This is a genomic window from Citrobacter sp. MGH106, from assembly GCF_001037495.1.
GTDB classification, from domain to species: domain Bacteria; phylum Pseudomonadota; class Gammaproteobacteria; order Enterobacterales; family Enterobacteriaceae; genus Citrobacter; species Citrobacter murliniae.
Map to the genome: position 1 here is coordinate 139,021 of NZ_KQ089822.1, position 20,458 is coordinate 159,478.

Here is a 20,458-nt window from a genome sequence, read left to right on the forward strand (position 1 = left end):
ATATAGGGTTTCGTAATGTTATTTTGTGATTTTGATCGGAAAAATGAAAGTTTCGAAAGGAATGGGAGGGTTATGAAAGCTACAGGCAAAAAAAAACATGCCCGTAGGCATGCTTTTTAACAGCAGGATGAGATAATCAGGTCACTGGCGCCGGGTTAAACACGGCCAGCTGGTTATGCAGTCCCCACTGATCCGAGAAGGTTTTCTTACGCCCGCTGGCGACGTCGAGAATAAATTCGAACAGCTTCAGGCCCACCTCTTCGATGGTTTCTTCTCCGGTGGCGATGGTCCCGGCGTTGATGTCCATCAGGTCAAACCAACGATTAGCCAGTTCGGTGCGGGTCGCCATTTTAATTACCGGTACTGCCATCAGGCCGTACGGCGTGCCGCGACCGGTGGTGAACACCTGCACGGTGATCCCGGAAGCCACCTGTTGCGTACCGCAGACAAAATCGCTGGCAGGCGTTGCGGCATAAATCAGGCCGCGTTTGGTGGGGCGCTGACCTGGCGACAACACTTCCACAATTGCGCTTTTGCCTGATTTCGCAATGGAACCCAGCGCTTTTTCGACCACGTTCGCCAGACCTCCTTTTTTATTGCCCGGAGAAGGGTTAGCACTGCGGTCAGTTTTGCCCATATCAAGATAGTTATCGTACCAGGCCATCTCCTCCAGCAGACGTTTGCCCACTTCTTCGTTGATCGCGCGCGGGGTCAGGAGGTGGATCGCATCACGCACTTCGGTCACTTCTGAGAACATGACGGTTGCGCCGCAGCGTACCAGCAGATCGGAGGCGTAGCCTACCGCCGGGTTGGCCGTTACGCCGGAAAACGCATCGCTGCCTCCGCATTGCATCCCAACCACCAGTTCAGATGCTGGACAGGTTTCACGCTGGCGCAGATTGAGTTTCGCCAGATGACGCTCGGCGACCTGCAAAATGTCATCAATCATGGATTTAAAGCCAACGTGTTTTTCATCCTGCAGACTGACGATACTGGCGCTGTCCACCGGAATACTTTTTACATCATGAGTACCTTCCAGCAGTCGCTCCGGCTGGAGCTTTTCGCAGCCCAGGCCGATAACCATCACTTCGCCGCCGAAGTTCGGGTTCAGGGCGATGTTGTGAATAGTTCTAATGGGCACGATGGCTGCTGGCGCGTTGATCGCCACACCGCAACCATATAAATGGTTCAGACCCACAACACCGTCTACGTTCGGGTATTTTGGCAGCAGATCGCGCTCAATTATTTTCACCACATAATCCACAACGCCTGCCACACAGTGCACGCTGGTGGAGATGCCGAGCAGGTTCTTGGTGCCGACGCTACCGTCTGCATTGCGGTAGCCTTCGAAGGTGTAACCTTCAAGAGGTGGAAGTGGCTCTGGTACTTTGGTTGCCAGCGGCAGTGTCTCCAGTGGCGGGGCTTTGGGCAGCTCAACCATCGACTCATCAATCCAGCTACCGCGTGCGATGTCGCGAACGGCATAGCCGATCACTTCGCCATAGCGCACAATTTCACCGTGAACAGCAATATCCGTGAGCGCCACTTTATGACCCTGGGGAATATGTTCAATCAGCGTCAGTCCGTCCGGGAAACGCGTCCCGGCTTTCAGACCATTGTCATTGACAATAATCGCCACATTATCCGTGTCGTGTACTTTAATATAAAACGCCGTAGGCGATTCTTGCCTAATTTCGATGTCGGCCATTGTCCAGTATTCTCCAGCCAGGTGGTGATAATAGTGCGAATATGTATATTGAATCTAATTATAAGTAATAAAGACTCTTTGTCGTTAAATAAGAATGTCAGGAGTTTAATTTGAAGAATGTGACCAGGATCACTTAACATCAGGAAAGCCTTGCCATCGGGGATAGCAATACGTAAATGTGTGCATTAGCGCCCATGATTATGTGCATATGACCAAAATAATCTTTTAACAGTATGTCTTAAATGAGCTTTTGCACAATGATTAACAGCGCGCAGCTGATTATACTGAATCACGGTTTAATAGCGTCTGATAAATTATCGTATATCTTTTTATCGGTAATTCATCACCACGAATACCCACCAAATAATAATAAAATGTTTTTATGTACCCGAGGTAAATAGAATGATGTTGGATACGGTAGTAGAGGAAAAGAAAGGTACGCATACCAGATATTTAATATTGCTGATAATATTTATTGTTACAGCCGTTAACTATGCGGATCGTGCGACGCTATCTATTGCTGGTACCGAAGTGGCAAAAGAGTTGCAGTTAAGCGCCATATCCATGGGTTATATTTTCTCCGCCTTCGGCTGGGCCTATTTGTTGATGCAAATCCCCGGCGGCTGGCTGCTTGATAAGTTTGGTTCGAAGAAAGTCTACACCTACAGTCTGTTCTTCTGGTCGTTGTTTACCTTCCTGCAGGGCTTTGTGGACATGTTCCCACTGGCCTGGGCAGGGATATCAATGTTTATCATGCGTTTCATGCTTGGTTTTTCTGAAGCGCCTTCTTTCCCGGCTAACGCCCGTATTGTTGCGGCCTGGTTCCCGACTAAAGAACGTGGCACGGCATCGGCGATTTTTAACTCGGCGCAGTATTTCTCTCTGGCGCTATTCTCGCCATTGTTAGGTTGGTTGACCTTCGCCTGGGGCTGGGAACATGTTTTTACCGTGATGGGTGTGATTGGTTTTGTCCTGACCGGGCTGTGGGTCAAGCTTATCCATAATCCAACTGATCATCCGCGTATGTCGCAAGAAGAGCTGAAGTTTATCTCTGATAACGGCGCGGTAGTGGATATGGACCACAAGAAGCCTGGCACTGCGGCTGCGAGTGGCCCGAAATTGCACTATATCAAGCAACTGCTGACCAATCGCATGATGCTGGGGGTGTTCTTCGGACAGTACTTTATCAACACCATCACCTGGTTCTTCCTGACCTGGTTCCCGATTTACCTGGTGCAGGAAAAAGGCATGTCGATTCTGAAAGTCGGTCTGGTTGCCTCTATTCCGGCGCTTTGCGGGTTTGCTGGCGGCGTACTGGGCGGAGTGTTCTCTGATTATCTGATTAAACGTGGTTTCAGTATCACTCTGGCACGTAAGCTGCCGATTGTGCTCGGAATGCTGCTGGCTTCGACCATTATTCTGTGTAATTACACTGATAATACCGTCCTGGTCGTTGCATTGATGGCGCTGGCGTTCTTTGGTAAAGGCTTTGGCGCTCTGGGGTGGCCGGTGATTTCCGATACTGCACCAAAAGAGATTGTTGGCCTGTGCGGTGGAGTCTTTAACGTATTTGGTAATGTCGCTTCTATCGTAACCCCTCTGGTAATTGGGTATCTGGTGAGCGAGTTGCACTCATTTAATGCTGCGCTGATGTTTGTAGGGTGTTCGGCGCTGATGGCGATGGTTTGCTACCTGTTTATTGTCGGTGACATTAAACGTATGGAATTGCAGAAATAAACAAAGGTATAGGCGATGAATAACACAATCTTCCCGAACAAGTTTAAAGCGGCCCTGGCGGCGCAACAAATTCAGATTGGCTGCTGGTCCGCGCTGGCCAGTCCCATCAGCACCGAAGTATTAGGTCTGGCTGGTTTTGACTGGCTGGTACTGGACGGTGAACATGCGCCAAACGATGTTTCGACGTTTATTCCGCAACTGATGGCGCTGAAAGGCAGTTCCAGCGCGCCGGTAGTGCGCGTACCGACCAACGAGCCGGTGATCATTAAACGTCTGCTGGATATCGGGTTCTATAACTTCCTGATCCCGTTTGTGGAGACGGAAGAAGAAGCCGTCAGCGCGGTGGCGTCTACCCGCTATCCGCCAGAAGGTATTCGCGGTGTATCCGTTTCTCACCGTGCCAATATGTTCGGCACCGTACCGGACTACTTTGCGCAGTCGAATAAGAACATCACCATTATCGTACAGATCGAAAGTCAGCAGGGTGTTGATAACGTTGATGCTATCGCTGCAACTGAAGGTGTTGACGGTATTTTTGTTGGCCCAAGCGATCTGGCTGCTGCGTTAGGGCATCTGGGCAATGCGTCCCACCCCGATGTGCAGAAGGCTATCCAGCACATTTTTTCCCGCGCTAAAGCGCACGGTAAGCCAAGCGGTATTCTGGCACCGGTAGAAGCGGATGCCCGTCGTTATCTGGACTGGGGCGCAACGTTTGTTGCCGTGGGTAGCGATCTCGGCGTGTTCCGTTCTGCCACGCAGAAACTGGCTGATTCCTTTAAGAAATAACCACCATACGACAGTATAGAGAGATAAATATATGACAATGAAAGTTGGTTTTATTGGCCTCGGTATTATGGGTAAACCAATGAGTAAAAACCTCCTCAAGGCAGGTTACTCGTTGGTGGTTGCTGACCGTAACCCTGAAGCGATTGCGGAAGTCATTGCCGCAGGCGCAGAAACCGCTACCACGGCGAAAGCCATTGCTGAACAGTGCGATGTGATCATCACCATGCTGCCAAACTCGCCGCACGTGAAAGAGGTAGCGTTGGGTGAAGGCGGTATTATTGAAGGTGCTAAGCCGGGGACTGTGCTGATCGACATGAGCTCTATCGCACCGTTAGCAAGTCGTGAAATCAGCGAAGCGCTGAAAGCGAAAGGCGTAGATATGCTGGATGCGCCGGTCAGCGGTGGTGAACCGAAGGCGATTGATGGCACGCTGTCAGTGATGGTCGGCGGTGATAAAGCGATTTTCGATAAATATTACGATCTGCTGAAAGCGATGGCTGGTTCTGTGGTGCATACCGGTGACATCGGTGCGGGTAACGTAACCAAGCTGGCAAACCAGGTCATTGTCGCGCTGAACATCGCCGCTATGTCTGAAGCACTGACGCTGGCGACCAAAGCAGGCGTTAACCCGGATCTGGTATACCAGGCCATCCGTGGCGGTCTTGCCGGGAGTACCGTGCTGGATGCTAAAGCACCGATGGTAATGGACAGAAACTTTAAACCAGGCTTCCGTATTGATCTGCATATAAAAGATCTGGCGAATGCGCTGGACACCTCCCATGGTGTGGGCGCCCAACTGCCGCTAACTGCTGCAGTCATGGAGATGATGCAGGCGCTACGTGCAGATGGGCTGGGCACTGCTGATCATAGTGCTCTTGCATGCTATTACGAAAAACTGGCGAAAGTGGAAGTCACTCGCTAACAAGAAGGGCGCCTTCTCGCGCCCTGTAATTCTTGCCTTGCGCGGCACTGTCAGGCTACATAACTATGAAAATCGTAATTGCCCCAGACTCTTATAAAGAAAGCCTCTCCGCCATTGAGGTCGCTCAGGCGATAGAAAAAGGATTTCGGGAAATCTTTCCCGATGCGCAATATGTTTCAGTTCCCGTTGCCGATGGTGGTGAAGGGACGGTTGAAGCCATGATTGCCGCCACCCATGGGACTAAACATTCAGCCCTGGTGACTGGCCCACTGGGCGAAAAAGTGAATGCCTGCTGGGGCATGTCCGGGGATGGTAAAACTGCTTTTATCGAAATGGCGGCAGCCAGTGGGCTGGCTCTGGTTCCTCCTGAAAAACGCAATCCATTAGTGACTACATCGCGTGGCACTGGAGAATTGATTCTGCAAGCGCTGGAAAGCGGCGCGAAAAGCATCATTATTGGCATTGGCGGCAGTGCAACCAATGACGGTGGAGCGGGCATGGCGCAGGCTCTGGGGGCAAAACTGTGCGATGCCAATGGGACTGAAATTGGCTACGGCGGCGGTTGCCTGAATAGCCTGAACAGCATTGATATTTCAGGATTGGATCCGCGATTAAAAAACTGTTCTATCCGTGTTGCCTGTGATGTGACTAACCCTCTGACCGGTGACAAGGGCGCTTCCCGTATTTTTGGCCCTCAAAAAGGGGCAACCGAGGAACGTATTATTGAGCTGGACCGTAATCTTTCTCACTATGCCGATATCATTAAAAAATCGCTGCGAGTGGATGTGAAGAACGTTCCTGGTTCAGGGGCTGCGGGGGGGATGGGGGCGGCATTAACGGCATTTTTAGGTGCAGAGCTGCGCAGCGGTATTGAGATTGTTACCCAGGCCCTCAATCTGGAAGAACATATTCACGACTGTACTCTGGTGGTCACAGGAGAAGGCCGTATCGACAGCCAGAGTGTTCACGGAAAGGTACCGGTTGGTGTGGCCAGTGTGGCGAAGAAGTACCACAAACCAGTAATTGGTATTGCGGGCAGCCTGACGCGGGATGTAGGCGTCGTACATCAATATGGTATCGATGCGGTATTTAGTGTATTGACCAGCATAGGTACGCTGGAAGAGGCGTTTCGCGGAGCATTTGACAATATTTATCGGGCGTCACGAAACATCGCTGCTACGCTGGCGATAGGAATGCGTAGTGCGGGGTGACATTGGCCCGCAAACCCTCTATACTGCGCGCCGAAGCTGACCAGACAGTCGCCGCTTCGTCGTCGTCCTCTTCGGGGGAGACGGGCGGAGGGGAGGAAAGTCCGGGCTCCATAGGGCAGGGTGCCAGGTAACGCCTGGGGGGGAAACCCACGACCAGTGCAACAGAGAGCAAACCGCCGATGGCCCACGCAAGTGGGATCAGGTAAGGGTGAAAGGGTGCGGTAAGAGCGCACCGCGCGGCTGGTAACAGTCCGTGGCACGGTAAACTCCACCCGGAGCAAGGCCAAATAGGGGTTCATAAGGTACGGCCCGTACTGAACCCGGGTAGGCTGCTTGAGCCAGTGAGCGATTGCTGGCCTAGATGAATGACTGTCCACGACAGAACCCGGCTTATCGGTCAGCTTCAACTTTTAAGAAAACCCCGCCTCGGCGGGGTTTTTGCTTTTGCAGCATGGATAAGCCGTTTACGCCATTATCCTGTAGGTCGATTTACGGGCAGGCGTTGCAAACGCACTACATTAATTCTTTGCGAATCTATTTTTTATTTCTGCTTATTTCCGTATCGGGATTTCTCTATTAGAGAGAGATGTATCGAGGGAGATTTCTGATTTTGTGATGGCTAACACAAAACGCTACCTTTGGTAATTTTTGATAGAGAAAACGAACGCAATCGATCGCTATCACAAAATTAGTTGCTGATAAACTGCGCAAAAACCGTGTTAATATATTGTTGCACATGATAATTGATTGTATGAATAAGCTTAAATATCAATAAATGCAATGTTTCTTTACAAACATATGGGGCAAAAAAATGTGACCCATAACATTATTTAACCACAATTATGATATAAATATAATTATATTTGATAAGTTACTCATTAAATTTAAGCGTAATTCAGCCCGATAAATACTCTGTAATTGCTTGAAATATAGCCTTTCACGATCTTTTGAAATATCTAAGAAACCTGGTGTGTTATTGCCATAAATTTTTGTTATCCCCCCATCTTTTTTTGATTAAAATCAGGTTAAAGTGAGATCGCGTTTTTGTATTGCATTGATTAATAAGTGATTAATGGATTTATAATAATCTTACAAAATGTAAGTCAAGGGGATTTGTGAGTGGTCGCACATATCCTTGTTCACTTAATTTGGTACACTCCCTGCCGTCAACAAAGTAATTAACGCAGGTCGATATGAATACTATTACTCTCCCTAAAACACAGCACTTAGTGGTCTTTCAGGAAGTCATTAGAAGTGGTTCTATCGGCTCAGCTGCAAAAGAATTAGGATTAACTCAACCTGCTGTCAGTAAAATAATTAATGATGTTGAGGCTTATTTTGGTATTGAGTTAGTGGTTCGTAAAAATACAGGCGTCACGTTGACTCAGGCTGGTCAGGTGATGCTCTCGTGGTCTGAATCCATTACCCGTGAAATGAAAAACATGGTGGATGAGATGAACAGCATGACGGGCAATGCAGTTGTTGATGTGTCGTTTGGCTTTCCTTCACTGATTGCCTTTACCATCATGTCCGGCATGATTAAGAAGTTTAAAGAGGTGTTCCCGAAAGCGCAGGTTTCCATGTATGAGGCTCAGCTATCCTCATTCTTACCGGCGGTTCGTGACGGGCGACTGGATTTCGCTATTGGTACACTGAGTGATGAGATGAAACTACACGATCTACATGTGGAGCCGCTCTTTGAGTCAGAGTTCGTTCTGGTAGCCAGTAACTCCCGAACATGCACCGGCATCACCACGCTGAAAGCGTTGAAAAACGAACAGTGGGTGTTGCCACAAACGAATATGGGGTACTACAGCGAACTTCTTACCACGTTACAAAAAAATGGCATCAGCAGTGAAAACATCGTTAAAACAGACTCCGTCGTCACGATTTATAATCTTGTTCTCAATGCTGATTTCTTAACAGTAATTCCCTGCGATATGACCACTCCATTTGGTTCAAACCAGTTTATTACTATTCCGGTAGAAGAATCCTTACCGGTTGCGCGTTATGCCGCCGTTTGGTCTAAAAATTATCGAATAAAAAAAGCAGCATCAATTTTGGTTGAATTAGCCAAAGAATATTCATCTTACAATTCTCATAGACGAAAGCAGTTAATTGAAATTGATTAATGATTGAATTTGTTTAATACGGAATTAACGCCATCTGTCTATATCAGACGTTGGTAACGGCTATCTATTTACTTTAATACCCAGGTAAGAGGTTCTAATGCACATTACATACGATCTCCCAGTTGCAATTGAAGATATCCTCGAAGCGAAAAAAAGACTGGCGGGGAAAATTTATAAAACGGGAATGCCTCGCTCTAACTATTTTAGTGAACGTTGCAAAGGGGAAATTTTCCTCAAGTTTGAAAATATGCAGCGTACTGGCTCATTTAAAATCCGTGGTGCTTTTAATAAGCTCAGTTCATTAACAGAGGCGGAAAGACTGAAAGGTGTGGTGGCTTGCTCCGCAGGTAACCATGCGCAAGGGGTGTCTCTCTCCTGCGCAATGCTCGGTATCGATGGCAAAGTAGTGATGCCAAAAGGTGCGCCGAAGTCTAAAGTGGCTGCAACCTGCGATTACTCAGCAGAAGTTGTGCTGCACGGCGACAACTTCAACGACACTATCGCGAAGGTAAGCGAGATTGTAGAGACTGAAGGCCGTATCTTTATTCCTCCTTATGATGATCCGAAAGTGATTGCCGGTCAGGGCACCATTGGCCTGGAAATTCTGGAAGATCTGTACGATGTCGATAACGTGATTGTACCAATTGGCGGCGGTGGTCTGATTGCTGGTATTGCTGTAGCAATTAAATCCATCAACCCGACAATTAAAATTATTGGCGTACAGTCTGAAAACGTTCACGGCATGGCGGCATCTTTCCACGCTGGAGAAATAACCACGCATCGAACGACCGGCACCCTGGCGGATGGTTGTGACGTTTCCCGCCCGGGTAATTTGACTTATGAAATCGTTCGTGAATTGGTAGATGACATTGTCCTCGTCAGCGAAGATGAAATTCGCAACAGTATGGTGGCATTAATTCAGCGAAATAAAGTTGTGACTGAAGGTGCCGGTGCTCTGGCATGTGCAGCATTATTAAGCGGGAAATTAGATAGCTATATCCAGAATAGAAAAACAGTCAGCATTATTTCTGGTGGTAATATCGATCTTTCTCGTGTATCCCAAATTACTGGTTTAGTTGACGCTTAATATTTTCGTTGAGGATAGGATATGAGTACTACTGATAGCATTGTATCCAGCCAGACAAAACAATCGTCCTGGCGCAAATCGGACACCACCTGGACACTGGGTTTATTTGGTACAGCCATCGGCGCCGGGGTGCTGTTCTTCCCTATCCGCGCAGGTTTTGGCGGGCTGATCCCCATTCTGTTAATGTTGGTGTTAGCGTACCCCATCGCGTTCTATTGCCACCGTGCACTGGCACGCCTGTGTCTTTCCGGCTCTAATCCTTCCGGTAACATCACAGAAACGGTTGAAGAGCACTTTGGTAAAACAGGTGGCGTGGTTATCACGTTCCTCTACTTCTTTGCGATTTGCCCACTGTTGTGGATTTATGGCGTCACCATTACCAACACCTTTATGACCTTCTGGGAAAACCAGTTGCAGATGCCAGCGCTTAACCGTGGCTTCGTGGCACTGTTCCTGCTGCTGTTGATGGCATTCGTCATCTATTTTGGTAAAGATTTGATGGTTAAAGTGATGAGCTTCCTGGTATGGCCATTTATTGCCAGCCTGGTGCTTATCTCTCTGTCCCTGATCCCTTACTGGAACTCAGCGGTTATCGATCAGGTGGATCTCAGTAATATAGCGCTGACCGGGCATGACGGTATTCTGGTCACTGTATGGCTGGGTATTTCCATCATGGTGTTCTCCTTCAACTTCTCGCCGATTGTCTCTTCCTTCGTAGTTTCTAAACGTGAAGAGTATGAGAAAGATTTTGGTCGTGAATTTACCGAGCAGAAATGTTCAAAAATCATCTCCCGTGCCAGTATGTTGATGGTTGCGGTGGTGATGTTCTTCGCCTTCAGCTGCCTGTTTACCCTCTCTCCGGCTAATATGGCTGAAGCGAAAGCGCAGAACATTCCGGTACTTTCTTACCTGGCGAACCACTTTGCTTCACTGTCCGGTACGAAATCGACTTTCGCAACCATTCTGGAATACGGTGCTTCTATTATCGCACTGGTTGCCATCTTCAAATCTTTCTTCGGCCACTATCTGGGCACGCTGGAAGGTCTGAACGGTCTGGTACTGAAGTTTGGTTACAAAGGCGATAAAACCAAAGTTTCAATGGGCAAGCTCAACACCATCAGCATGATCTTCATCATGGGTTCCACCTGGGTCGTGGCTTATGCCAACCCGAATATCCTGGACCTGATTGAAGCGATGGGCGCGCCAATTATCGCCTCACTGCTCTGCCTGCTGCCGATGTACGCCATCCGTAAAGCGCCGTCACTGGCAAAATACCGTGGCCGTCTGGATAACGTGTTTGTTACCGTGATTGGTTTGCTGACCATCCTGAACATTGTCTACAAACTGTTTTAATCCTTAAGCTCAGGATGAGCGGAGTAGTGAAATGAATGAGTTTCCGGTAGTACTGGTTATTAACTGCGGTTCATCTTCAATAAAATTCTCAGTGCTGGATGCAGCTAACTGTGATGTTTTAATGGCGGGAATTGCGGACGGTATTAATTCTGAAAATGCGTTCATAGCAATTAATGGAGGAGAGCCAGCTAAGCTGGCTCACCACAGCTACGAAGATGCATTAAAAGCAATTGCAGTTGAACTGGAGAAACGTAATTTAATGGACAGCGTGGCCTTAATTGGCCACCGCATTGCCCACGGCGGAAGTATCTTTACGCAGTCAGCAATAATTACTGATGAAGTTATCGATAATATTCGCCAGGTATCACCTTTAGCACCGTTACATAATTATGCGAACCTGAGCGGGATTGAATCCGCGCAACATCTTTTCCCGGGAGTGCAGCAGGTTGCTGTATTTGATACCAGCTTCCACCAGACGATGGCACCTGAAGCTTATCTGTACGGTTTACCGTGGAAATACTTTGAGGAGTTGGGGGTTCGTCGTTATGGTTTTCATGGCACCTCGCACCGCTATGTTTCTCAGCGCGCACATGAGCTTCTCGGCCTCCAGAATGATGATTCTGGTTTAGTGATCGCTCACCTGGGTAATGGTGCTTCCATCTGTGCGGTCCGAAATGGGCAAAGCGTTGATACCTCAATGGGTATGACGCCGCTGGAAGGTCTGATGATGGGGACGCGCAGCGGTGATGTGGATTTTGGTGCGATGGCATGGATTGCGAGTGAAACCAACCAGACACTGAGCGACCTTGAGCGCGTGGTCAATAAAGAGTCTGGCTTACTGGGTATTTCCGGTTTGTCTTCTGACTTACGTACGCTGGAGAAAGCCTGGCACGAAGGACACGAGCGTGCACAGTTGGCAATTAAGACGTTTGTACATCGCATTGCACGTCATATCGCCGGACATGCCGCATCGCTTCATCGTCTTGATGGGATTATTTTCACCGGTGGAATTGGTGAAAATTCGGTCTTAATTCGCCGTATGGTAATTGAACATCTGGCCGTATTCGGAGTGAATATCGACAGCGATATGAATAGCCTGCCTAATTCCCACGGTGAGCGAATTATTTCAGGTAAAGATGCCCGAGCTATTTGCGCTGTTATTCCAACGAATGAAGAGAAAATGATTGCACTCGATGCCATTAATTTAGGCAAAGTTAACGCACCAGTGGAATTTGCATAATTAATTTTCAGTAGAGAGATTATTTTTCATGAAGGTAAATATCGATACCAGCGATATGCTGTATGCCGAAGCATGGCTTGGCTTTAAAGGTACGGACTGGAAAGAAGAAATTAATGTCCGTGATTTTATTCAGCATAACTATACGCCTTATGAAGGGGATGAATCTTTCCTCGCCGAAGCGACGCCAGCGACCACAGCATTGTGGGAAAAAGTGATGGCGGGCATCCGTATTGAAAACTCGACGCATGCGCCGGTTGATTTCGATACCAACATTGCAACAACGATTACCGCACACGATGCGGGTTATATCGAACAAGAACTGGAAAAGATCGTTGGTCTGCAAACGGATAAGCCGCTCAAGCGTGCCCTACATCCGTTTGGCGGCATTAACATGATCAAAAGCTCTTTTGATGCCTATGGTCGTGAGATGGACGCGGATTTTGAATACCAGTTTACTGAGCTGCGAAAAACCCATAACCAGGGCGTATTTGACGCTTACTCCCCGGATATGCTGCGCTGCCGTAAGTCCGGTGTATTAACCGGTCTGCCGGATGGTTATGGTCGTGGCCGCATCATCGGTGACTATCGCCGCGTCGCACTGTACGGGATCCGTTATCTGGTGCGTGAACGTGAATTGCAATTTGCCGATCTCCAGTCGAATCTGGAGTGGGGGCAGAATCTGGAAGCTACGATTCGCCTGCGTGAAGAGCTGTCTGAACATCGTCGTGCACTGCTGCAAATGCAGGAAATGGCGGCGAAATACGGTTGCGATATTTCCCGTCCGGCGCGTAATGCGCAGGAAGCTGTGCAGTGGGTCTACTTTGCTTATCTGGCAGCGGTGAAATCTCAGAACGGCGGCGCAATGTCTTTGGGTCGTACCGCATCGTTCCTCGATATTTATATTGAGCGCGACTTCAAAGCCGGGCTCTTAACCGAGCAGCAGGCTCAGGAACTGATCGACCACTTCATTATGAAGATCCGCATGGTGCGTTTCCTGCGTACACCGGAATTCGACACCCTGTTCTCGGGCGATCCTATCTGGGCAACGGAAGTCATTGGCGGTATGGGGCTGGATGGTCGTACGCTGGTCACGAAAAACTCCTTCCGCTACCTGCATACACTGCACACCATGGGGCCAGCACCTGAGCCGAACCTGACGGTACTGTGGTCTGAAGCTCTGCCGATTGCGTTCAAAAAATATGCTGCACAGGTCTCTATCGTCACTTCATCTTTACAGTATGAAAACGACGATCTGATGCGTGCTGACTTTGACAGCGATGACTATGCCATCGCCTGCTGTGTCAGCCCGATGGTTATCGGCAAGCAAATGCAGTTCTTTGGTGCACGTGCCAACCTCGCCAAAACGCTGCTGTACGCAATCAACGGCGGTGTGGATGAGAAGCTGAAAATCCAGGTGGGTCCGAAAACGGCTCCGCTGATGGATGATGTGCTGGATTACGACACGGTGATGGAGAGCCTGGACCACTTTATGGACTGGCTGGCAGTGCAGTACATCAGTGCGCTGAACATCATTCACTATATGCACGACAAGTACAGCTACGAAGCCTCACTGATGGCGCTGCATGATCGTGATGTCTATCGCACGATGGCATGTGGCATGGCGGGTCTTTCCGTCGCGGCGGACTCCCTGTCGGCTATCAAATATGCGCGAGTGAAACCGATCCGTGATGAGAGCGGTCTGGCAGTCGATTTCGAAATTGAAGGCGACTATCCGCAGTACGGTAACAATGATGAGCGCGTAGACAGTATTGCCTGCGATTTGGTTGAACGCTTTATGAAGAAAATTAAAGTGTTACCGACCTATCGTAACGCGGTACCGACGCAGTCTATTCTGACCATCACCTCCAACGTGGTGTACGGACAGAAAACCGGCAACACGCCGGACGGACGTCGCGCAGGTACTCCGTTTGCACCAGGGGCAAACCCGATGCACGGTCGCGATCGCAAAGGTGCCGTTGCGTCGTTAACCTCAGTTGCCAAACTGCCATTTACCTATGCCAAAGATGGTATCTCGTACACCTTCTCCATTGTGCCGGCGGCGCTGGGCAAAGAGGATAGCGTACGTAAAACCAACCTGGTCGGTCTGTTGGACGGTTACTTCCATCATGAAGCGCATGTCGAAGGCGGGCAGCACCTGAACGTTAACGTCATGAACCGCGAAATGCTGATGGATGCGATTGAGCACCCGGAAAACTATCCGAACCTAACGATCCGCGTGTCTGGCTATGCGGTGCGCTTTAATGCGCTCACCCGTGAGCAGCAGCAGGATGTTATTTCACGTACTTTCACCCAGGCGCTTTAACGCCGGAGGGGCTATGAGAAAAATTATTGCAACTGAATGTGCGCCAGGGGCCATTGGGCCTTACGTGCAGGGTGTGGATCTGGGCAGCATGGTGCTGACCTCAGGTCAGATCCCGGTGTGTCCACAAACGGGTGAAGTGGCAGAAAACGTGGCCGATCAGGCGCGTCAGAGCCTGGAAAACGTTAAAGCGATCGTGGAGTCTGCGGGTTTGAAAGTGGGCGATATCGTGAAGACCACCGTATTTGTTGCTGATCTGAATGACTTCGCCACGATTAACCAAGTGTATCAGCAGTTCTTTGATGAGCATAAAGCAATCTACCCAACGCGCAGTTGCGTGCAGGTTGCTCGCTTGCCGAAGGATGTGAAGCTGGAGATTGAAGCCATCGCCGTACGTGGCGACACGTTGTAATCCCCCCCGCGGGGCGATCGTCAGGATCGCCCCAATCCTGTAATGAGTGTGAAACCTGGTCTTCACTGAACGGCAATCCGAGGGTGTGGATATGATTAGCGCATTCGATATTTTTAAGATTGGCATTGGACCTTCCAGCTCCCATACCGTGGGACCAATGAATGCAGGTAAACGTTTTATCGACCAACTGGTCAGTACCGGAGAATTACCTCAGACCACGCGCATTGTCGTCGATCTTTATGGTTCGCTTTCCCTGACCGGAAAAGGCCATGCGACCGATGTCGCCATCATGATGGGACTGGCAGGTAACAGCCCGCAGAGCGTGAATATTGACGCAATTGCTGGTTTTATTCAGGAAGTGACCCGCTCCGGACGTTTGCCGGTTGCCGGGGGGACACATGTGGTCGATTTCCCTCCAGAGAGCAACATTCTTTTCCATACAGAAACGCTACCACGTCATGAAAATGGAATGCGGATCACTGCATGGAATGGCGAAGAGAAGTTGTTAAGTAAAACCTATTACTCCGTTGGCGGTGGTTTTATTGTTGAAGAGGAACATTTTGGCCTGGCGCACGATACCGAGGCGCATGTGCCGTACAACTTCCATTCCGCCAGCGAATTGCTGAAGCTGTGCGAGAGAAACGGGCTTTCTGTTTCCGGCCTGATGATGCAAAACGAACTGGCGATGCGCAGTAAAGAAGAGATTGATGCGGGCTTCGCTCAAATCTGGGACGTCATGCATGCCGGTATAGAGCGTGGCATGAACACTGAAGGCGTCCTGCCTGGTCCTCTTAACGTTCCACGTCGCGCTGTGGCGTTACGCCGTTTGCTGGTTTCCAGCGATAACCTGTCCAGCGATCCGATGAACGTCATCGACTGGATCAACATGTTCGCTCTGGCGGTGAGCGAAGAAAACGCGGCCGGGTGTCGGGTCGTTACCGCGCCGACAAACGGCGCATGTGGGATTATCCCCGCGGTGCTGGCCTATTACGACAAGTTCCGTCGCCCGGTGAATGCGAATTCAATTGCTCGTTATTTACTGGCCGCAGGGGCGATAGGTGCGCTTTATAAGATGAATGCGTCTATTTCTGGTGCTGAAGTGGGTTGCCAGGGAGAGATTGGTGTGGCGTGTTCAATGGCCGCAGCCGGGCTGACTGAATTGCTTGGCGGCAGCCCATCACAGGTCTGTATTGCCGCTGAAATCGCGATGGAACATAACCTCGGGCTCACCTGTGATCCGGTGGCGGGGCAGGTACAAATTCCATGTATTGAACGTAACGCGATCAACGCTGTAAAAGCCGTAAACGCCGCGCGTATGGCGCTGCGTCGCACGTCTGAGCCACGTGTATCACTCGATAAAGTTATCGAGACGATGTACGAAACCGGTAAAGACATGAACGATAAATACCGTGAAACTTCTCGTGGCGGTCTGGCGATCAAAGTGGTTTGTACCTGAGGTGATAGCTGTGCCTGATGCTACGCTCATCAGGCCTGCGGTTTACGCGCGCTTGTGACTTTTGTCGATCAGATAAGGCGCAAGCGCCGCCATCCGACGGTGAATTAATCAAAATGGCATGATAAAAAAGGTGCACTTAGGTGCACCTTTTTTGTTGTGATCTGCTTCAAAAATAGAAACTCAATTCTTAATTTTCCTATAAAAGAGAAAATATTTCTTAACTTTTAGAAATTACAGGGGCTTGTTTGTGAAGTTTTTCTCTGACCCTGCGCGTATGATTTCTTCATTCAAACAACTCGCCTGCATCTCATGTACTGCGTATCGCCTTGAGGCAGTACGACAAAAATAAAAAAACCTCTACCTACACATTGAGCGAGGAATTATGGAAACGGCAACGAATAATAGCGTAATACTCGATGCATCCGCTCCGGCGCGTCGGGCTGGCATGACCGAAAGCGAATGGCGGGAAGCCATTAAGTTCGACAGTACGGATACTGGCTGGGTCATTATGAGTATTGGAATGGCGATTGGTGCGGGGATTGTTTTTCTTCCCGTTCAGGTGGGCCTGATGGGGTTATGGGTTTTCCTGTTATCCTCTGTTATCGGCTACCCCGCCATGTATTTGTTCCAGCGTTTGTTTATCAATACGCTGGCTGAGTCTCCTGAGTGTAAAGATTACCCGAGCGTCATTAGCGGCTATTTAGGCAAAAACTGGGGCATCCTGTTAGGTGCTCTGTATTTTGTGATGCTGGTTATCTGGATGTTCGTTTATTCCACCGCCATTACTAACGATAGCGCCTCATATCTGCACACGTTTGGCGTTACAGAAGGTCTACTGTCTGACAGCCCGTTCTATGGTCTGGTGCTGATTTGCATTCTTGTTGCCATCTCGTCACGCGGCGAAAAAATGTTGTTTAAAATCTCCACCGGTATGGTGTTAACCAAACTGCTGGTGGTGGCGGCGTTGGGCGTTTCGATGGTCGGGATGTGGCATCTTCACAACATTGGCGCGCTGCCGCCGATGGCGCTGTTGATTAAAAACGCGATTATCACACTGCCATTCACCTTGACCTCAATTCTGTTTATTCAAACCTTAAGCCCGATGGTTATTTCGTACCGTTCTCGTGAAAAATCCATTGAGGTCGCACGTCATAAAGCCCTTCGCGCTATGAATATCGCGTTCGGTATTTTGTTTGTCACCGTCTTTTTCTACGCAGTTTCTTTCACTTTAGCAATGGGTCACGACGAAGCAGTTAAAGCGTATGAGCAGAATATTTCCGCTCTGGCGATTGCCGCGCAGTTTATCAGCGGGGATGGCGCTGGTTGGGTGAAAATCGTCAGCGTAATTCTGAATATCTTCGCCGTTATGACCGCTTTCTTTGGCGTTTACTTAGGCTTCCGTGAAGCGACCCAGGGTATCGTGATGAACGTACTGCGCCGCAAAATGCCGGCCGAAAAGATCAATGAAACACTCGTTCAGCGCGGCATCATGGTATTCGCCATCTTACTGGCCTGGAGTGCGATTGTGCTCAATGCGCCGGTACTGAGCTTCACTTCTATTTGTAGCCCAATCTTCGGCATGGTGGGTTGTTTGATTCCGGCCTGGCTGGTCTACAAGGTTCCTGCACTACACAAATATAAAGGCGCATCTCTGTATCTGATTATTATCACAGGTCTGCTGTTGTGCGTTTCTCCGTTCCTGGCATTTTCTTGAGTTATCTGAGCAAAGGTCGTTGTTATGTTTGAGACTACATTGAATCCAATATGGGATAGTTTTATCCGCGCGGTGCAGGAAGAGGTTAAACCTGCACTGGGTTGCACCGAACCTATCTCTCTGGCTCTGGCCGCAGCGGTGGCATCCTCTGAACTGAGCGGCGCGGTTGAACGCATTGATGCCTGGGTATCACCGAACCTGATGAAAAACGGTATGGGCGTCACCGTGCCGGGTACCGGAATGGTAGGTCTGCCCGTCGCGGCTGCACTGGGTGCGCTGGGGGGAAATGCTCGCGCAGGTTTAGAAGTGCTGAAAGATGCATCCGCTGAAGCCATTACGGATGCAAAAGCCATGCTGGAGGCCGGGAAGGTTGCGGTGATGCTGCAGCAACCTTGCGAGGATATTCTCTTTTCGCGCGCTAAGGTTTATAGCAGTGAAGGGTGGGCGTGCGTCACCATTGTAGGCGGTCACACTAACATTGTGCACATTGAGACTAACAACGGCGTGGTGTTTACCAAAGAAGAGTTGGCGCAGGACGACGAGCAGATATCACCGCTGGCAGTATTATCCCATACTTCGCTGGAAGAGATTTTAGCGTTTGTGAATGCGGTACCGTTTGAGTCGATTCGCTTTATTCTGGATGCGGCAAAATTGAACGGTGCACTGTCCCAGGAAGGATTACGCGGAACCTGGGGATTGCACATCGGTGCCACACTTGAGAAGCAGTGTGCTCGTGGTTTGCTGGCAAACGACCTTTCAACCGCCATTCTGATCCGTACCAGTGCGGCATCGGATGCGCGTATGGGGGGGGCGACACTGCCTGCGATGAGCAATTCAGGGTCTGGTAATCAGGGCATTACCGCCACGGTACCGGTAATGGTGGTTGCTGAACACTTTGGTGCCGATGATGAAAAACTGGCGCGGGCGTTGATGCTGTCACACCTGAGCGCGATTTACATTCATCATCAGCTTCCACGCTTGTCGGCTTTGTGCGCGGCGACCACTGCGGCGATGGGCGCGGCGGCAGGTATGGCATGGCTGGTAGACGGTCGTTACAACACTATCGCGATGGCTATCAGTAGCATGATTGGCGATGTAAGCGGGATGATTTGCGATGGCGCTTCAAACAGCTGCGCGATGAAGGTCTCTACCAGTGCGTCTGCGGCGTGGAAGGCGGTACTCATGGCCCTGGATGATACAGCCGTGACCGGTAACGAAGGGATTGTGGCGCATAACGTGGAGCAATCTATTTCGAATCTGTGTGCGCTGGCATGTCGTTCGATGCAGGAAACCGACAAGCAGATCATAGAGATTATGGCCAGTAAAGCGCATTAACTACCCGGCCGGATAAGGTGCGTTAGCGTCGGTATCCGGCAAGGTGATCCTGTATCAGATGCCGCCTTATCAGGCGGCATCTTCCTCTTCCAGCCGGATCTCGGCATCGGCAACAATCGCTTCCAGTTCAGTCAGCATTTCTTCGTAGCCGAAAGTGACCGTTTCCTGTGGTTTGGGCTCTACTTTCGTTTGCCGTTTTTTTGACGATTTTTTGCTCATAGCCGCACTCCCTTGTTTTCCCTGACTATACGGGCAAATCTATCAGCAAAGCGCGTAATGGCGTATCGGCAACCAACGTTATGTTAGCTTCGTCACGAATAAATGCGCCATCGCCACAGGTCAGTGCTTCTTTCTCCGCTCCAGACGTTAACGCATGGAAAGTACCGTGGATTGACTGCAAATAGGCCCGTGGTCCATGTAACTGAAAACTTAGCGATTCACCTTTTTGCAGTTCAACATGGTGCACCCATACCTGCTGGCGAAGATGCAGGCTGCCTTGCTCACCGTCCGGGGATGCAATTAACTGATGTTTACCTGCGCTCAGCGTAGTTTTCTGTACACAAGCATTTTCCCGCTGTGGGCAGGCATCCAGCCACAGCTGCATTCTGGTTAATGGCTTATCTTTGCTGAGATTGTGCTCGCTGTAGCTTATTCCTGGCTGCGTGGCGAGCAGTAAGACTTCACCGGCTTTAGCCTGAATATGGTTGCCTTCGCTGTCGCGATATTCAGCTTCCCCTTCGAGGATCAGGTTTACGATATCAACCTTCGGATAGGTACGTGGCTGGAAAGAGGCTCCCGGTGCCAGAACTTCCTGGTTCAGAACACGCAGTGAGGCATAACCCAGCAGTTTAGGATCAAAATAGTGTCCAAAGGAGAAGGTATAACGGGCCTGCAGCCAGCCGTAGTCTGCTTGTCCGCACTGTTTGGCTGTTCGGGTAGTAATCATAGTTCTTGACCTCTCTTTACTTCCTTTTATGTTAAATGGCTAGACGCTGCATTGTTAGCCAGATATTCTGCCCGGTATGTTCAAATTTCCTGAATGAGA

Annotated in this window: 16 protein-coding genes and 1 other RNA gene; 14 read left to right on the forward strand and 3 right to left on the reverse strand. The window is 49.6% G+C overall.

Annotated elements, in window-relative coordinates:
- Positions 1-136: 136 nt before the first annotated feature.
- Complete coding sequence (gene garD / locus SK36_RS00670; RefSeq protein WP_045447938.1) at positions 137-1,708, reverse strand: galactarate dehydratase; 1,572 nt, start codon at positions 1,706-1,708, stop codon at positions 137-139.
- Positions 1,709-2,110: 402 nt separating this feature from the next.
- Here garD and garP point away from each other — a divergent pair, with 402 nt between their 5' ends.
- The 14 genes from garP (at position 2,111) to SK36_RS00735 (ending at position 19,413) form a co-directional block, all read left to right on the forward strand.
- Positions 2,111-3,445: a galactarate/glucarate/glycerate transporter GarP gene (gene garP, locus SK36_RS00675; protein ID WP_045447935.1), complete on the forward strand. Its 1,335-nt coding sequence runs from the start codon at positions 2,111-2,113 to the stop codon at positions 3,443-3,445.
- Positions 3,446-3,460: 15 nt separating this feature from the next.
- A complete protein-coding gene (garL, locus tag SK36_RS00680; protein ID WP_048220501.1) occupies positions 3,461-4,231 on the forward strand; it encodes a 2-dehydro-3-deoxyglucarate aldolase in 771 nt (256 codons plus the stop codon).
- A gap of 31 nt (positions 4,232-4,262) precedes the next feature.
- A complete protein-coding gene (gene garR / locus SK36_RS00685) occupies positions 4,263-5,153 on the forward strand; it encodes a 2-hydroxy-3-oxopropionate reductase (RefSeq protein WP_045447929.1) in 891 nt (296 codons plus the stop codon).
- Between the two features lie 65 nt (positions 5,154-5,218).
- Positions 5,219-6,364 carry a glycerate 2-kinase gene (garK, locus tag SK36_RS00690; RefSeq protein WP_045447926.1) on the forward strand — a complete coding sequence of 382 codons (1,146 nt, stop codon included), beginning with the start codon at positions 5,219-5,221 and terminating at the stop codon, positions 6,362-6,364.
- Positions 6,365-6,396: 32 nt separating this feature from the next.
- Positions 6,397-6,773: RNase P RNA component class A (rnpB, locus tag SK36_RS23130), an RNA gene on the forward strand.
- Between the two features lie 784 nt (positions 6,774-7,557).
- Positions 7,558-8,496: a transcriptional regulator TdcA gene (tdcA, locus tag SK36_RS00695; protein ID WP_045447923.1), complete on the forward strand. Its 939-nt coding sequence runs from the start codon at positions 7,558-7,560 to the stop codon at positions 8,494-8,496.
- 97 nt (positions 8,497-8,593) lie between these two features.
- Positions 8,594-9,583: a bifunctional threonine ammonia-lyase/L-serine ammonia-lyase TdcB gene (tdcB, locus tag SK36_RS00700; RefSeq protein WP_045447921.1), complete on the forward strand. Its 990-nt coding sequence runs from the start codon at positions 8,594-8,596 to the stop codon at positions 9,581-9,583.
- Positions 9,584-9,604: 21 nt separating this feature from the next.
- Positions 9,605-10,936: a threonine/serine transporter TdcC gene (tdcC, locus tag SK36_RS00705; RefSeq protein WP_045447919.1), complete on the forward strand. Its 1,332-nt coding sequence runs from the start codon at positions 9,605-9,607 to the stop codon at positions 10,934-10,936.
- Positions 10,937-10,967: 31 nt separating this feature from the next.
- Entirely contained in the window at positions 10,968-12,176 is a 1,209-nt protein-coding gene (tdcD, locus tag SK36_RS00710) for a propionate kinase (protein ID WP_045447917.1), read from the forward strand.
- A gap of 28 nt (positions 12,177-12,204) precedes the next feature.
- A complete protein-coding gene (pflB, locus tag SK36_RS00715; RefSeq protein WP_048220502.1) occupies positions 12,205-14,499 on the forward strand; it encodes a formate C-acetyltransferase in 2,295 nt (764 codons plus the stop codon).
- 13 nt (positions 14,500-14,512) lie between these two features.
- Entirely contained in the window at positions 14,513-14,908 is a 396-nt protein-coding gene (locus SK36_RS00720; RefSeq protein ID WP_045447911.1) for an enamine/imine deaminase, read from the forward strand.
- 91 nt (positions 14,909-14,999) lie between these two features.
- On the forward strand, positions 15,000-16,364 hold the full coding sequence (tdcG, locus tag SK36_RS00725; protein WP_048220503.1) for an L-serine ammonia-lyase: 1,365 nt from the start codon (positions 15,000-15,002) through the stop codon (positions 16,362-16,364).
- A gap of 382 nt (positions 16,365-16,746) precedes the next feature.
- Positions 16,747-18,078, forward strand: a complete 1,332-nt coding sequence (locus tag SK36_RS00730) for an SLC5/6 family protein (protein ID WP_048220504.1) — start codon at positions 16,747-16,749, stop codon at positions 18,076-18,078.
- A 24-nt stretch (positions 18,079-18,102) separates the two neighbouring features.
- Positions 18,103-19,413 (forward strand): L-cysteine desulfidase family protein, encoded by a 1,311-nt coding sequence (locus SK36_RS00735; protein ID WP_045447902.1) that lies wholly within the window; start codon positions 18,103-18,105, stop codon positions 19,411-19,413.
- Positions 19,414-19,482: 69 nt separating this feature from the next.
- On the opposite strand, the gene SK36_RS24520 is transcribed toward SK36_RS00735, so the two are convergent.
- The gene (locus tag SK36_RS24520) at positions 19,483-19,632 is read right to left on the reverse strand and encodes a hypothetical protein (RefSeq protein ID WP_136345234.1); all 150 of its coding nucleotides are present in this window, start codon (positions 19,630-19,632) and stop codon (positions 19,483-19,485) included.
- A gap of 25 nt (positions 19,633-19,657) precedes the next feature.
- A complete protein-coding gene (locus SK36_RS00740) occupies positions 19,658-20,359 on the reverse strand; it encodes a pirin family protein (protein WP_045447899.1) in 702 nt (233 codons plus the stop codon).
- Between the last annotated feature and the right edge of the window lie 99 nt (positions 20,360-20,458).

Coding starts and splice junctions, on each gene's coding strand:
- garD (WP_045447938.1), bottom strand. CDS start 1,708: ATGGCCGACATCGAAATTAGGCAAGAATCGCCTACGGCGTTTTATATT.
- garP (WP_045447935.1), top strand. CDS start 2,111: ATGATGTTGGATACGGTAGTAGAGGAAAAGAAAGGTACGCATACCAGA.
- garL (WP_048220501.1), top strand. CDS start 3,461: ATGAATAACACAATCTTCCCGAACAAGTTTAAAGCGGCCCTGGCGGCG.
- garR (WP_045447929.1), top strand. CDS start 4,263: ATGACAATGAAAGTTGGTTTTATTGGCCTCGGTATTATGGGTAAACCA.
- garK (WP_045447926.1), top strand. CDS start 5,219: ATGAAAATCGTAATTGCCCCAGACTCTTATAAAGAAAGCCTCTCCGCC.
- tdcA (WP_045447923.1), top strand. CDS start 7,558: ATGAATACTATTACTCTCCCTAAAACACAGCACTTAGTGGTCTTTCAG.
- tdcB (WP_045447921.1), top strand. CDS start 8,594: ATGCACATTACATACGATCTCCCAGTTGCAATTGAAGATATCCTCGAA.
- tdcC (WP_045447919.1), top strand. CDS start 9,605: ATGAGTACTACTGATAGCATTGTATCCAGCCAGACAAAACAATCGTCC.
- tdcD (WP_045447917.1), top strand. CDS start 10,968: ATGAATGAGTTTCCGGTAGTACTGGTTATTAACTGCGGTTCATCTTCA.
- pflB (WP_048220502.1), top strand. CDS start 12,205: ATGAAGGTAAATATCGATACCAGCGATATGCTGTATGCCGAAGCATGG.
- SK36_RS00720 (WP_045447911.1), top strand. CDS start 14,513: ATGAGAAAAATTATTGCAACTGAATGTGCGCCAGGGGCCATTGGGCCT.
- tdcG (WP_048220503.1), top strand. CDS start 15,000: ATGATTAGCGCATTCGATATTTTTAAGATTGGCATTGGACCTTCCAGC.
- SK36_RS00730 (WP_048220504.1), top strand. CDS start 16,747: ATGGAAACGGCAACGAATAATAGCGTAATACTCGATGCATCCGCTCCG.
- SK36_RS00735 (WP_045447902.1), top strand. CDS start 18,103: ATGTTTGAGACTACATTGAATCCAATATGGGATAGTTTTATCCGCGCG.
- SK36_RS24520 (WP_136345234.1), bottom strand. CDS start 19,632: ATGAGCAAAAAATCGTCAAAAAAACGGCAAACGAAAGTAGAGCCCAAA.
- SK36_RS00740 (WP_045447899.1), bottom strand. CDS start 20,359: ATGATTACTACCCGAACAGCCAAACAGTGCGGACAAGCAGACTACGGC.